At 67.1% G+C, this 13,835-nt stretch carries 14 protein-coding genes; 2 read left to right on the forward strand and 12 right to left on the reverse strand.

Annotated elements, in window-relative coordinates:
* Positions 1 to 362 precede the first annotated feature (362 nt).
* Both tssG and tssF read right to left on the reverse strand, forming a co-directional pair.
* A complete protein-coding gene (tssG, locus tag AC6H42_RS23775) occupies positions 363 to 1,517 on the reverse strand; it encodes a type VI secretion system baseplate subunit TssG (protein ID WP_497549092.1) in 1,155 nt (384 codons plus the stop codon).
* Positions 1,481 to 3,322, reverse strand: coding sequence for a type VI secretion system baseplate subunit TssF (gene tssF / locus AC6H42_RS23780; protein ID WP_497549108.1), 1,842 nt, complete (start codon positions 3,320 to 3,322; stop codon positions 1,481 to 1,483). Before tssF ends, tssG begins: the two co-directional genes overlap by 37 nt.
* Before the next feature lie 168 nt (positions 3,323 to 3,490).
* Here tssF and AC6H42_RS23785 point away from each other — a divergent pair, with 168 nt between their 5' ends.
* Positions 3,491 to 4,669, forward strand: a complete 1,179-nt coding sequence (locus AC6H42_RS23785; RefSeq protein ID WP_497549093.1) for a PEP-CTERM sorting domain-containing protein — start codon at positions 3,491 to 3,493, stop codon at positions 4,667 to 4,669.
* On the opposite strand, the gene AC6H42_RS23790 is transcribed toward AC6H42_RS23785, so the two are convergent.
* The 9 genes from AC6H42_RS23790 to AC6H42_RS23830 all read right to left on the reverse strand — a co-directional run bounded on the left by AC6H42_RS23790 (position 4,661) and on the right by AC6H42_RS23830 (position 12,364).
* Entirely contained in the window at positions 4,661 to 5,929 is a 1,269-nt protein-coding gene (locus AC6H42_RS23790; protein WP_497549094.1) for an NAD(P)/FAD-dependent oxidoreductase, read from the reverse strand. The genes AC6H42_RS23785 and AC6H42_RS23790 overlap by 9 nt on opposite strands.
* Positions 5,926 to 6,459: a c-type cytochrome gene (locus AC6H42_RS23795; RefSeq protein WP_497549095.1), complete on the reverse strand. Its 534-nt coding sequence runs from the start codon at positions 6,457 to 6,459 to the stop codon at positions 5,926 to 5,928. Before AC6H42_RS23795 ends, AC6H42_RS23790 begins: the two co-directional genes overlap by 4 nt.
* A gap of 12 nt (positions 6,460 to 6,471) precedes the next feature.
* Positions 6,472 to 7,278 (reverse strand): sulfur oxidation c-type cytochrome SoxA, encoded by an 807-nt coding sequence (gene soxA / locus AC6H42_RS23800; protein WP_497549096.1) that lies wholly within the window; start codon positions 7,276 to 7,278, stop codon positions 6,472 to 6,474.
* Positions 7,275 to 7,601 (reverse strand): thiosulfate oxidation carrier complex protein SoxZ, encoded by a 327-nt coding sequence (soxZ, locus tag AC6H42_RS23805; RefSeq protein WP_057153995.1) that lies wholly within the window; start codon positions 7,599 to 7,601, stop codon positions 7,275 to 7,277. Before soxZ ends, soxA begins: the two co-directional genes overlap by 4 nt.
* Positions 7,601 to 8,083, reverse strand: coding sequence for a SoxY-related AACIE arm protein (locus tag AC6H42_RS23810; RefSeq protein ID WP_497549097.1), 483 nt, complete (start codon positions 8,081 to 8,083; stop codon positions 7,601 to 7,603). The genes soxZ and AC6H42_RS23810 overlap by 1 nt, the downstream gene beginning before the upstream one ends.
* Complete coding sequence (soxX, locus tag AC6H42_RS23815; RefSeq protein ID WP_497549098.1) at positions 8,080 to 8,631, reverse strand: sulfur oxidation c-type cytochrome SoxX; 552 nt, start codon at positions 8,629 to 8,631, stop codon at positions 8,080 to 8,082. The genes AC6H42_RS23810 and soxX overlap by 4 nt, the downstream gene beginning before the upstream one ends.
* A gap of 32 nt (positions 8,632 to 8,663) precedes the next feature.
* Positions 8,664 to 10,874, reverse strand: a complete 2,211-nt coding sequence (locus AC6H42_RS23820) for a xanthine dehydrogenase family protein molybdopterin-binding subunit (RefSeq protein WP_497549099.1) — start codon at positions 10,872 to 10,874, stop codon at positions 8,664 to 8,666.
* Positions 10,871 to 11,383, reverse strand: a complete 513-nt coding sequence (locus tag AC6H42_RS23825) for a (2Fe-2S)-binding protein (RefSeq protein ID WP_057153999.1) — start codon at positions 11,381 to 11,383, stop codon at positions 10,871 to 10,873. The genes AC6H42_RS23820 and AC6H42_RS23825 overlap by 4 nt, the downstream gene beginning before the upstream one ends.
* A gap of 93 nt (positions 11,384 to 11,476) precedes the next feature.
* Positions 11,477 to 12,364 (reverse strand): hypothetical protein, encoded by an 888-nt coding sequence (locus tag AC6H42_RS23830; RefSeq protein ID WP_497549100.1) that lies wholly within the window; start codon positions 12,362 to 12,364, stop codon positions 11,477 to 11,479.
* 186 nt (positions 12,365 to 12,550) lie between these two features.
* Here AC6H42_RS23830 and AC6H42_RS23835 point away from each other — a divergent pair, with 186 nt between their 5' ends.
* Positions 12,551 to 13,165, forward strand: a complete 615-nt coding sequence (locus AC6H42_RS23835; RefSeq protein WP_057154001.1) for an OmpW/AlkL family protein — start codon at positions 12,551 to 12,553, stop codon at positions 13,163 to 13,165.
* A gap of 6 nt (positions 13,166 to 13,171) precedes the next feature.
* Here the strand turns inward: AC6H42_RS23835 and AC6H42_RS23840 are convergent, their stop codons facing one another.
* Entirely contained in the window at positions 13,172 to 13,630 is a 459-nt protein-coding gene (locus AC6H42_RS23840) for a DUF2244 domain-containing protein (protein ID WP_162249883.1), read from the reverse strand.
* Positions 13,631 to 13,835 lie beyond the last annotated feature (205 nt).

Here is a 13,835-nt window from a genome sequence, read left to right on the forward strand (position 1 = left end):
GGCGCACGGCGGTGTCTTCCCAGCGCGCGTAGGTACGGCGCGCTTCACCCAGTTTGGCGAGCACGGATTCAAGCTCCTGCCGGGCGGCGGCGATCTTGGTGCCGGGTTTGGTGCGTGGAATGGGCATGGTCGGGCCTCGTGGGGGCTGGATGGGCAGACCACTTGTGGAGGGCGTTCTGCCAGGAAGAACTGGCATTCTAGGCGCGCGGCGGTGCGCCGGCATTGATGTGTCGCAAAGGCAGAGCAAACCCCACTGAAGTCCAGGCGCTTTTTTGACCCGCGTAAGCACGCTCCAAAGTTTGGCAAGCCGTTCGGTACCAGCGCCGCCGCCAACGCGTCGCGAGCTGGGTGAACAGGCAAAGCTATGGGGTCAGCAAATAGCTGGCGTCTTCTCGGTCGCTTTCTGAGGGGGCATTGAGGAGGAAGGCGTTCACGCCGAGGCGGGCGCCGTCTTGCGGTTCGCTGGGGTGGAGGCGGAAGCCGCATGTGTCGGCGGCGCGCAGCCGCAAGCGGACTTCGAAGGCGATGCCGACCGTACAGAACATGGCGAGCATTGCTTGCAGCGCTTCGGCGCCGGGGCCACGGGGCAGGAAGCGGTCGAAGTCTGCCTTGCGGAGCGGCCCGATGCGGATGCGGGCGAGCGTGTCGCAACGGTTGATGCGCTCACCGAGCAACACGCCGTTGCGCAGGCCGCAATGGCTGCGGCCCAGCTGGGCTTGCTGCGCGACGGGCAGCGCTTCCCATACGCCGATCAGGGGCTCCACTTTGAAGGGCACACCGAAGTATTCGGTAAGCATGCCAGTCATTACGTCGTGCGAGACGGTGCGGCTGCGGATCTGGACGGCATAGCGGGCGAAGGTTTCGCGGTCGATGATGCCACCCTGCGGCGGCTGGGCGCCGGAGAGTAGCAGGAGCCGGGCCAGGTAGCCGTCGCTGCCGTCAGCTTCCTGCATGCATTCGGGTCGGTACGTGGCCCAGCCCTGGCAGAACATGGCGAGCGCGCGGTTGGAGAAGATGTCGAGGAAGGCGCGCGGGGCCTGGCCGTCTTCGCGCTGTTCGTGCGCGGCGATGCGTTCGGTGTAGTGGTGCGGCAGCGCGCCGCTGCCGCCGAGCAGGCCCATGAAGGCGGGCGTGAGGTCGAGCCGGCCGCCGGCCAGATCGAGCCCGCTGATCTCCCCCGGGGGGAAGGCTAGCGAAAGGTGGTTGCGGTAGCGTAGCTGCAGCGTACCTGGCGGCTCGGCCTGCGCGGCGGGCCAGGCGACGGCCGGGACGTCCACATGCGTGTCGAATTGCGCATCCGAGTGCGCATCCGAGTGCGCGTCAGATTGCACGTCGGATTGTGCGTCCAGGTGCGCGTCGGGTTGTGCATCGGACTGCGCGTCGGACTGCGGCTGGCTGCGCAGCCACTGTTCGAGCAGGCGCACGGCCTGGAAGAAGTCGAAGCGCTGCGGCTCGGCCAGCAGCGTGCAAATCAGCCCAGTCAGGCCAGCGCCAGGCTTCCGTTGCGGGGTGGGCATCGCAGCAGCTCCTTTCCGTTGGCGTGCGAGAAGACGGTGAGCTGGGTGTAGCTGTTCAGGTGGGCGTACAGGGCCAGCAGGCGGTCGAGCATTTGCGCGAAGATGTGGACGCCAGTGCCGGCGTAAGCCTGCTCGTCGAGCGTGATGCGGATGTCCACACCGTGCAGGCAAGCGAGGCCGGTGCCGCGCCGCAGCCAGGCGGTGCCCGGCGTGTGCGCCAAGCCGGTGATGCCGTCGATCTGGCGCTGCGAGATGGCGTTGCCGGGCAAGGCGTACAGGCGCAGCATGGCGGTGAACGCAGGCAGGCCTTGCTGCGTGAGCGTGCGGTGGTTAAGGGACAGGTGCGACACCAGTCCCCACTGCGCGCCGCGCGCGGTGGCGAGGCGCTGCGACGGGGTGGGCTTGCGCAGCAGCCGTATCGGCACGCTGCCGGTGCTGGCCTCGGTGGCCAGGTCGCCGCCGGGCAGGCCGCCCTGCAGTTCGTGCGGCAGGTTGCGGTTGGTGCAGGTGAGGCCGATGGAGGCGATGCCGGGTTCGGACTTGAGCGGGTCGAAGTCGCGGTCCACCAGCGCCAGCGAGTATTCGTGGGCGGTGCGGCCGCTGGCCAGTTCCTCGTCGCGCCGCGCGATCCAGTAGCGCCCCTTGCGGCTGGGGGATTCGCCGTGGCGCAGCGAGTAGTAGGGAACGAATTCGGTACTGACACTGTCCCGGGCGCCGGAGCGCTGCAGCAGGTGCACCGAGTCCACGCTGTAGATCTCGCAGGCCCTGGCGGGCAGCGCGTCCGGCAGCAGCGGGTAAGTGCTCCGGGTGTGGGTGATCTGGATGGGCGTGGCGATGTGGCGGAACAGGTTGACGATGGGCGTGCAGGACAGCAGCAGGTTGTCGCGCGTGAGCGTGCGCAGGATGCGGGCGACGCCGCAGCCGGCGCGCACGCCGTTCAGCGGCAGGTGCAAGGTGACGGTCGCGCAGCCGGGCGCGGCGTGGCGCAGCAGCTCGGCCAGCTCAATGTCGATGAAGTCGAATTTTTCCGGACAGGCGAAGTATTCACTGAGCAGGCGGTAGGCAGGCTGCCCGGCGGGCTCGAAGGGCAGCAGCGCGTCGGCGTCGTCGAAGCCGGCCGGGCGCAGCGGCACGCGCTCCAGCAGCCGCCACTGCCCTTCCGTTTCAACGCAGGCGCAGGCGGCGCGCATGAAGAGCGTGTCGCGCAAGGTGGCGCGTAGCGAAGCTTCGCCGTCCAGGTACAAGCGCAGCACCGGCAGGCGCAGTTCGGCCAGGCTGCGGTTGGCGGCGGTGCAGGCGATGGTGATGCGGATGGAGGCCGTGACGTCGGACGGCAGCTGCAGCGACGATGGCGCGTGGATGCAGGTTTCAAAGCCCGCCACGCTGATCTGCACCGGGGCCACGGCCACGTCGTAGACGGTGCGGAACTTGCAGCCGGGCGCGGTCTTGCCGAGGGACTTGAGCGCGGTGCCGCGCGGGACCGTTACGGTGGCGTCCGTGCCGCCGGTTACGCCGCTGTTGTCGAAGCGGGCGACGGAGCAGGACGGCAGCGGGCGCAGGTAGTGCGGGTAAAGCACGCCAAGCAAGGCTTCGGTGAAGCCGGCGTAGTCGTCGTCCAGGCGCTTGGCGGTACGGGCGTTGAGCAGGGCTACGGACTGGATCAGCCGTTCCACGTGCGGGTCGGCGCAGGTTTCGCCGTTCATCAGCAGACTGCCTGCGAGCTTGGGGTAGCGTTCGGCGAATTCGTGGCTGGCGCGGCGCAGCATGCCCAGCTCGCGTTCGAAGTATGGCAGCAGTTTTTCCATCATCGTGTCCTCGCGTTGGGGTTCAACGATGGTGTCACAGGCGGGGGCACTGGGCCTTGATGCTGAGCAATCAGCAACGATGGTTTACCAAGAGCTACCACGCGCCACGCCGCGCGCGGCGGCGATACGCTAATCCGGCTTTACCCCCAAACCCAAGGAGCTCCCATCATGCTAGTCAAACGTTTGCTGCCTTTTCTTCTGATATCCGCATTCGCCCTGCCCGGCGTGGCGCAGGCGCAGTACCAGTACACGCCGGTCAGTCTTGCCACCGGCATCATCTCGCTGTATGGCGCGGAATACGGTTCCGCCACCACCATCAACAACAACGGCACGGTAGGCGTGGTCTACCGGATCGAGGAAACCTGGTACGACCAGGCGTACACATGGAAGAACGGACAGTTCTCTTTTATTCCGCGCATCCAGGGCAAGATCTACAACCACTACATCACCGGCATCAACGACGCCGGAAATATGGCTGTGAACTTCAACATGTTCGACACCACCACGGGGCAGGGCCACTTCTTCACGCACAACGACTACCTCAAGGTGCCGGACCTGGTCTACCAGGCCACCACCAGGGTTAACGCCATCAACAACAATGACATGGTGGTGGGCGACGGGGGCATGGGCTTTGACGACTGGTCCAATCCGCCGCCGCGCCATGCCTTCATTTACCAGAACGGCACATCGACCGACCTTGGCACGCTGGGCGGCAAGGACAGCTACGCCATGGGCGTCAACGACGCCGGCACCGTTGTCGGCGGCTCGCACACCACTGCGGGGGCGATGCGCGCCTTCACCTACGACGCCACCGGCATGCATGAAATGGGAACGCTGGGCGGGGCCTACAGCATGGCGTACGACATCAATGAACACGGCGATATCGTCGGCGTGTCCGACACCGCGGACGGTGTGCGGCACGTGTTCCTGTACTCCGGCGGCACCATGCATGACCTGGGCGTATGGAACGACTACCAATGGGGAAAACCGGATATCAACGATTCGGGGCAGGTGGTGACTATCCTCAAGATCAACGGCGTGGCGACACCCGTGCTGTATCAAAACGGCACTACCACGGTGCTCAGCACCCTGATCGATCCTGCGGCGGGAGTGGACCTGATGCGCGTGGATGCGATCAACGACCATGGGCAGATCGCCGCCACCGCTTGCGGACAGGGCGGCGCGTACGGCGAGGGGTGCTGGGGCATGCTGCTCAATCCCCTGAACCCGGTGCCTGAACCGGCCACCTGGGGCATGCTGGGGGCCGGACTGGGCGTGCTGGCTTACTGCGGCAGGCGCCGCAGCAAGCAGGCAGGCGGGCAGTCCGACGGAACAGCGTCAGCCTAGGGTGTCTGCCCAGATGTTGCGGGCCCAGCTCATGGCGTACTCGCCCTCGAGTGCGTTGGCGGCGCTGGACAGGCCGCCCGAGCCGGGTACCACGAGCAGGGTCTTTTTCTCCGCGTCGTAGGCATGCACCGAGGCGACGTGGATCACGTCCTTGTCGGAGACGAAGCTGTAGCAGGTGTTGGTGAGCATGGGCTTCGGCTCCGGCGCCCGGCCGTTCAGCAGGTCCACCACGGCGGCCGCGCAAACCTTGGCGTGCTGGTTGGCCATGTGGGCGGACTTGGGCATCAGCGGCGCGGCGAGGATGGCGTCGCCGAGGATGTGGATATTCTTCGCCTGCGTGGATTCGAAGGTGACGAAGTCCACCGTGCACCAGCGCCCGCTGGCGTTGGCCAGGCCGCTCTGCACGGCGATGGCGCCGGCGCGCTGGGGTGGAATCACGTTCAGCACGTCGGCCTGCACGCGGTCGTCCAGTTCGGAGATGGCGGCGCGGCCGGATGCGTCGATGTCCACCGTCTTGAAGCCGCGCCGGTATTCGATGATGCTGCCGTAGCGGTCCTGCCATATCTTCTTGAACAGCGCGCCCTTGGACACAACGTCGTCGTTCCCGTCCAGTATCAGCACCTTGGACTTCGGCTTGCGCTGGCTGAAGTAGTGGGCGACCTGGCAGGCGCGCTCGTAGGGACCGGGCGGGCAGCGGTACGGGGCGGCGGGAATGGTCATGGCGTAGACGCCGCCGTCCGGCATGGCTTCGAGCTGGGCGCGCAATGCCGTGGTCTGGGCGCCGGCCTTCCAGGCGTGCAGGATGCGCTCCTGCGCACCTGGCTTTTGCATGCCGGGCAGCTGGTCCCACAGGAAGTCGATGCCTGGGGAGACGATCAGGCGGTCATAGGCGATGGTCTGGCCGCCGGCGAGGGTGACGGTGCGCTTCTCGGCGGCGATGGATTGCACGCTGTCGCGCACGATGCGCACGCCGTGGCGCGCCAGGGCGTCGTAGCCGATGGTGACGTCTGCCAGCTGCTTCGAGCCGCCCAGAACCAAGTTGGAGAGCGGGCAGGAAATGAAGCTGGCGTTGGGCTCGATCAGCGTGACGTCGATCGCGCCGCCGCTCCACAGGCGCACGTACTTGGCTGCGGTGGCGCCACCGTAGCCGCCGCCGACCACCACCACTTGCGGTTTGGCGCTGCCGCCGATGGTGGCGCAGCCGGTGCTGGCGAGCGCCAGTCCGGCGCCGGAGGCTTGCAGGAATTGGCGGCGTTTCATGGACGGGCTCCTTGGGTAGCAACGATGGCGGCAAGCTTTCCGGCATCGGCAGGGTTGGCGCCTCCTGCCGCAGCGGCGCGGGGTGCGGGCTGGGCGGCGAAGAAGGCGGCCAGCTGGGCCAGCTGCTCGTCGCTGTAGCCTTTTGCGAGCTGCGTCATGACGGTGGCGGGACGGGTGCCGGCCTTGAAGGCTTGCAGAGAGGCGAGCAGCGCTTCCCTGGACTGCCCTGCCAGCGCGGGCAGGGTGTTGCCGGCGGTTGCGCCGTTGGTGCCGTGGCAGCCGGTGCAGGTGGCGGCAAGGCGGGCGCCGGGCGCGATGGCTTCGGCGGCGCTGGCCGGGGACGGATCGAGAAGGAAGCAGGCAAGCAATGCGGCTAGCGCAGCGCCCGCGGCGGCAGCTCGCGAGCCCATGGCGGGCGCTGCGGCCAGCGAAGCGCCGGCGGCAGCTCGCAAACGCGCGGCCCGGAGGGCTGGCTGTGTAGCGGATGCGGCGGGTGCGGCAGCAATGGTGCGACGTCGTGTCAGTTGCATGGCAGCTCCTTGTTATGGGCGTACGCCCGGGGTTTCAAGCGCCATGCCTCTGGCGCGGAGAGAAAGGAAGGCTTCGAGGTCGACCAGGTCTTGCGCGCCATAGGCCGGCACTTCGGCGCGCACCCCGCTCATGCAGTTGCGCAGGCGGCGCTGCAGGGAGCCCATGGCTTGCCATTCCAGGCGGTAGATCGGATAGGCATTGGCGTGTCCCTGCGGAATGGTGGCGCCGGCCAGCTTGCGGCCCCAGTTGTCGTCGTGGCACTGGGCGCAGGAGAGGTTAAGCTGGCCGATGCGCTGGCGGTAGAGCTGCCGGCCCCGGTCCGCGGCGGCGCGGGTGCCGGGGTCCTGTGGCGGGTTGACGGGCATGCCGCGCGATTGCATGGCGACGTAGCTCTCGAGGCTGAGCAGGTCGTCGCTTTCAGGCTTGAGGGGGGCGGCTTGCTGGGCGCCCTGGCGGCACATGTCGATGCGCTGGCCCAGAGTGATGACGCGCTTGCCGCCCTTGTCGAAGGCGGGGAAGCGGGCGGCCACGCCGCGCATGCTTTGTTTGGCGTCGCCGTGGCAACTGGCGCAGGAACGGTCGGCCTTGCCGGCCCTGGCGTTCCATAGCGCTTCGCCGCCGCTGATCCAGAGCATGGCGGGGTTTTGGGTGTCGTCGCGCTGCATGGCCTGGGTGGCGGCACCCATGAATTCAGCGCCGGATTTACGGGTGTCCTGCGTGGCGCTTCGGCCATCGCGGGCGTGGGCCGGCAGCGAACTGGTGACGGCGATGGCGATGGCAATCGCGACAGCGGCCACGGGGCCGGCGGCCGGTTTCATGCTGCGCTCACCGCGATGGGCATCTTTTCGGTCTGCGCGAATCCGTTGTCGCCCTGCCAGGTGAATTCGAGCGTGCCGCTGTCGGTGGCGACGGTGAAGAAGGCGATGTAGGGGTTGGCGGAAATGGCGGGGTGCAGCTCGGCGCTGAACACGGTTTCGCCGTTGTAGCGGCAAGCAAAGCTGGTGAGGATGTCGCGCGGGACCAGCTTGCCGCCGGCGTCGGGACGGTAGCCGCTTTCCATCGGGTGGCCGATCAGGGCGCGGATTTCTATCACTTCCCCTTTGCGCGCGGTGGCTGGCATATGGATCAGAGCGCGCGCCATTACATGGCCTCCCCTTCTATGCAGGCAGCCAGCGCAACGATGACGTCTGCCGTCTGCTGCCAGTAACTGCCATCCTTCATGCGCGCCACCGCCACCAGCTTTTGCGAGGTGGCCAGGCGGATGCGGGTGGAGACTTCAGCTTTGCCGCTGCGCGGGCCGAGGGTGAAGCGGGCAATATCGGTTTCCGGGTTGCGCTCGTTGAAGATGGCGATGCCGGTGACGTGATCGGCGGCGGTCATGGGGCTGTCCACGGTTATGGTGACGGGGACGGCGTTGCCGTTGTCGATCAGCTTGGCGATGTTGAAAGACACCTTGCCGGTTTTCGGTGCGGCGCCACCGGTATAGGCGGCGATGGCGGCGCGCAGGTCTTCCGGGGTGGCGGCTGCGGGGCGTACCAGCGCCAGCAGCGGCAGCAATGGCCAAGTGGCGCCGGCCCGCAGCAGCTTGCGGCGGCTTGTGTTGGTGTTCGCGTTGGTGCTCATCGTGCCGGCTCCGCGCGCAGGGTTTGCAGATAGGCTATCACGTCTTCAATCTGTTGGGCGGTGAGGATGGTTTTTCCTTTGTGGGCGGGGCTCACGCGGTTCAAACCGTCGATCTTGTAGTAGGCGGGCATGATGGTGGCGGGATTGATGCTGGAGGCGTCCACCATGCGCTGGCGCAGCTGGGCGGCGGTGGAACGGTCGCCCGCACCGTCCAGCGGCGGCGCAAGGTTGCCCTGGAAGCGTTCTTCAGGGATGGGGCCGGTGTGGCACAGCAGGCACAGGCCCACCTGGCGGTTGGCGACCACGGCGCGGCCGCGCGCAGGATCGCCTGCGACAGCGCCCGGCAAAGGGACGGAAAAGTCCGCAGCGTGGCTGGCGGCGGGAACCAGCATGCCAAGCACTGTGGCGAGCAACGTGGAGAGCAACGCAAAGTGCGGCACCAGCGCGGCCTGCGCAGCGCGGCGCACGCCGCCGCTCCCGCCGCGCGCCGCAGGAGCAGTCCCCTGGCGGGTGGCGCGGGTTGAGACGGCGGGCGGCGTGGCGGCCATGGGTCGGGACGTGGCGGGGCCGGGCCTGCGGGTCAGGCCTTCTTCAGGCTATGGTTCTTCAGCGGCAGATCCCGCACGCGCTTGCCGGTGGCGGCGAAGATGGCGTTCAGCACCGCCGGCGCGGCCACCGCGATGGTCGGTTCGCCCACCCCGCCCCAGAAGCCGCCGGACGGCATGACGATGGTTTCCACCTTCGGCATTTCGTCCATCTTCAGCGGCACATAGGTGTCGAAGTTGGTCTGCTCCACGCGGCCATCCTTCAGCGTGCATTCGCCGTACAAGGCGGCGGACAGGCCGTACACGAAGGAACCCTCCACCTGCGCTTCGATCTGCTGCGGATTCACGGCATGGCCCGAGTCCGTGGCGGCGACGATGCGGTGGATCTTCAGCTTGCCGTTTTTATTGACCGATACCTCGGCACATGCGGCAACATAGCTGCCGAAGCCCATGGTTTGCGCCAGCCCGCGGAACACGCCCTTGGGTGCGGGCTTGCCCCAGCCGGCTTTCTCGGCCACCGCGTTCAGCACCGCCAGGTTCTTGGGGTGGTTGGCCATGAGCTTGCGGCGCAGCGCCAGCGGGTCCTGTTTGGTGGCGTGCGCCACTTCGTCCAGGAAGCACTCGAGGTAGATGGTGTTCTGGTTCAGGTTCACGCCGCGCCAGAAACCCGCAGGCACGGGCGGGTTGCGCATGGCGTGGTCGATCAGCAGGTTCGGGAAGGTGTAGCCGATGGATGCTTCCGGCCCCGGCGCGTTCAGGCCCTGGAACACGGCAGGGTCCTTGCCGTCCTTGATGGACATGCCGACCGATACCAGGATGGACTGGCCGGAAATGCGCATGTGCAGGCCGGTGATGTCGCCCTTCTCGTCCAGCCCCGCCGTCAGCTTGCACTGGGTGATGGGATGGTAGCGGCCGTGCTGCATGTCCTCCTCGCGGGTCCACAGCAGCTTCACCGGCGTACCGGGCAGCTCCCTGGCGATGGCCACCGCCTGGCGCACCCAGTCGTGTACCGCGCCACGGCGGCCGAAACCGCCGCCCAGGTGCAGCTTGTAGACGTCGCACTTGGCGGCCGGCAGGCCGGACGCCTCGGACGCGGCGGCCAGCGCGGCTTCGCCGTTCTGGGTCGAGGTCCACACTTCGCAGCGCTCCGGCGTCCACTTGGCGGTAGCGTTCATCACCTCCATGGTGGCGTGGTTCTGGAAGGGATAGGAATACACCGCCTCCACCTTGCGCTTGGCCGAGGCGATGGCTGCGCGCGCGTCGCCGTTGCTGTTGCCGACCACGGCATCCGGCGCGTCCAGGCCTTCCTTGAGCATGGCGGCGATGTCGGCGCTGGAAAGCTTGGCGTTCGGGCCTTCATCCCACACGATGGGCAGCGCGTCGAGCGCAGTGCGCGCGCGCCACCAGGTGTCCGCCACCACCGCCACGGCGCTGTCGCCCACCTGCACCACCTTTTTCACGCCGGGGCGTTTTTCGATGGCGGCGGCGTCGAAGCTCTTCACCTTGCCGCCGAAGACGGGGCAGTCCTTGATGGCGGCGTTCAGCATGCCCGGCAGCTTCAGGTCCATGCCGTAGATTTGCGCGCCGGTGGTCTTGTCTACCGTGTCCAGCCGCGCCAGGCGCTTGCCGGCCAGCTTCCAGTCCTTCGGGTCTTTCAGTTTCACGTCGGCGGGCGCGGCCAGCTTGCCGGCTGCCTCGGCCACCTTGCCGTAGCTGACCTTGCGGCCGCTGGCGGCGTGCGTAATGACACTGTTGGCGGCGCTGCACTCGGCGGCCGGCACCTGCCACGCATCGGCTGCGGCCTGCACCAGCATCATGCGTGCGGTGGCGCCGCCCTTGCGCACGTACTCGTGCGACTCGCGCACGCCCCGGCTGCCGCCGGTGGAGAAGCTGCCCCACACGCGCTTGCGCGCCAGGTTCTGGCCGGGGGTGGGGTATTCGGTGGTGACCTTGCTCCAGTCGGCGTCCAGCTCCTCGGCCACCAGCTGGGCCAGGCCGGTCAGGGTGCCCTGCCCCATTTCGGAACGGGCGATGCGGATCACGATGGTGTCGTCGGGCTTGACCACCACCCAGGCGTTCACCTCGGGCGGAATGGCTGGCATGGCGCCATTGCCGGCCTGCGCGGCGGCTTCGAGCGGAATGGAGAACGGCACCATCAGGCCGCCCAGCGCCAGCGAGGCGCCCTTCAGGAAGCTGCGGCGGGAAACGGCGTCACTGCGCGCGCCGCTGCGGCCGGCGCGGCTCATGCTTTGCTCCCGGCGTGGTCGCCCACATGCGTGATGGCCAGCCCGGCCGATTTCGGGTCGGCGCCCTTGGCCACCACCTTGATCGCCGCGCGCACCCGGTTGTAGGTGCCGCACCGACAGATGTTGGTCATGGCCGCATCGATGTCGGCGTCGGTGGCTTTCGGTTTTTGCTTGAGCAGCGCGGCGGCGGCCATGATCATGCCGGACTGGCAGAAGCCGCATTGCGGCACGTCCAGCGCGGCCCAGGCTTTCTGCACCGGGTGCGAGCCGTCCCTGGACAGGCCTTCGATGGTGACGATCTTCTGCCTGGCGTTCAGCGCGGAGACCGGCATGACGCAGCTGCGGGTGGCTTCACCGTCGATATGCACGGTGCAGGCGCCGCATTGCGCCACGCCGCAGCCGTACTTGGTGCCCGTCATGCCCAGCTGCTCGCGCAGCACCCACAGTAGCGGCGTGTCGTCCTCCGCCTCGAATTCACGTACTGATCCGTTGACGTTGAGCTGCGCCATGCTTTCTCCTGGAGAGGGGTTGACGGGATTTCAAGCGTGCTTATCTTACACCCGGTTTTTCCCTCTTGCAGAGCAGAGATTTGTATCAGCTTGTCACGATGTCAGCCGCTCCCAGCCGTGGCGCACGGCGCTCTTGAACTTGTCCCAGGCCGACTGCGGATACTGGCTTTCCCAACTGCTGCGCAGCCCCGGTTCGGCGTCGTCCCAGGAGCGGCCACGGAAGGAATCCGCGCTCGCCATGCGCTCGCCGTAACGGTAGGCGGGTTCGTATTCGTCATAGTTGCCGCCGGCGCTGGAGAAGTTGTTGTCCCAGTGGCTGCGGTAGTAGTCATCGCTCAAGTCGGCCGCGCCCAGGCGCCCCACCACCGTGCGCTCGTAGATGTGCACGCCGCCGCGCTGGAAGCTGCGCGTCGAGATGCTCAGGTCGTCCTGGATGCCGGGGATGGATTGCCCGCCACTCGCGCCGCGCTGCTGCGAGGCGCCGGCGGTGCTGCCAGCACTGTTGCCGGCGCTGCTGCCGGCAGCCGAAGCCGCGCCGCTGCCGGACGTGCCGACCGACGCGCTTTGCTGCGCGCCTTGGTACTGGCTCCCGGCCGCGGCCGCACCGGCCGTACGGGCGCCGCTCCAGCCGGCCGAGCTCCACTCATTCTTGCGCTCGTCGATATCCAGCGGCCCATAGGCTTCGATGATGTCGGCGGCGCGCTCCGCTTCTTCCTGGCTGTCGGCCTGCACGGTCAGCACATGGTTGCCGCGCTTGACCGCTTCGGCGTAGGTGTCCGATTTATCGTCGTCGCCGAACAGATTGTGGAAGAAGCGCTTGATGCTGCTGCCGAGGGAGTCGTCGTCCTTGTCCGGCGCAGCCGCTTGCGTGTCTGCGCTGAGCTGCACTGCATGTTCACGGAAACCGCCCGCCAGCACGGCGGTTCGTGCTTGCTCAGCGTCCTGGCGGTTATCAAATACTGCCGCGAGTGTGTGTGTCATGGCTCGTTCCCTTTCGTGTGATTGCGCGCGATGCGAGGAAAGTCCAGTCTAGGCCGCCGCATGCAGAAGGAGCGCCACTTTGCCGACTCGTAACGGCTTCGGACAGTTTTGACTTGCATCAAAGTTATTGTTGAGCATTATCAATAGACTGGCTTCATCACTTAACGACACAGCAGAGAGGAAGTCATGAAGCACCCTGTAGCCGCAGTTATCTTAGGTCTCGCAACCCTGGCCGCTGGCCAGGCCATGGCAGCGGAAGCCAGCCCCTGGCTGGTGCGCGTGCGCGCACTGCACCTCGATCCGGCCGACAAATCGGGCCCGGTCGGCGGCACCGGCGCGTCCGACCGTCTCACCATCGACAGCAAGACCTTCCCCGAGTTCGACGTCTCCTATTTCTTCACCCCGAACCTGGCGGCGGAGCTGGTACTGACCTATCCGCAAAAGCACGACGTGCTGCTGGACGGCAAAAGCATCGGCACCATGAAGCACCTGCCGCCCACGCTGCTGGCGCAGTACCACTTCCTGCCGGACGCGCAGTTCCGCCCCTACGTGGGCGCCGGCTTGAACTACACCACCTTCTCCAAGGTGCGCATCCTGAACGGCAACGCGGGCCTGGAACACAAGAGCTTCGGCCTGGCGCTGCAAGCCGGCGTGGACTACGCGCTGGACAAGAACTGGTCGCTCAACCTGGATGTGAAGAAAGTGCAGATCCGCAGCGACGTCAACAGCGCGGGCACCAAGCTCAGCAACGTGAAAGTCGATCCACTGCTGGTGTCGGTGGGCGTAGGCTACCGGTTCTGAGCCAGCCTAGAAGCGCCCGGCCAGCAGCTCCATGCGAAGCTCGCTGGCAAAGGCGAGGCGCTGCGGGGCCAGCGCGTAGCGGCCCACCTGCAGCGCGGCGCCCTGCGACTCCAGCGTGACCAGGTCGCCGCCGCGCTCCGGCGGCGTGATCTTTGTGCGGCAGGGCTGGAATTGGGTCTGCACCGTCTTCCCAGCGGATACGCGCACCACCAGCAGGCAGCCGCTGGTGAGCACCACGTGCTCGTAGTCGGCGGCATGGCGGGCGTAGCACAGGAAGGCCGCCGTCACGGCGGCCAGCTCCACGCCGGTGAAGCACAGCACCTGCCAGATGCCGTGCAGCAGGAACACCGTGGCCACGGCCAGCGACAGCACGCACAGCACCGCCCACGCCACCGCCGTCTGGCGCGGCGTCAGCGAACAATTGCGCCGCCATAGCCATTCGCGCTTTTCCAGGTCACGCCGCACGGGACTCTCCTCTACGCTGCGGTTTGGCGGCTTACGGCGCAATGCGCCCACGCCCCCTACTCGCCTATTTTACGACTGCCGCGCAGCCCATGTGCCGCATCACGTTGTTACTCCGCGACAACATGTAGTTTTCCGGTGCCGGCGCCGCATGATTTTGCCCCGCCGGGGCACCGTTTTAAGGAACAATGGGAAACCGGCATGATCA

The sequence above is a fragment of the Massilia sp. NBRC 108631 genome, assembly GCF_059704565.1.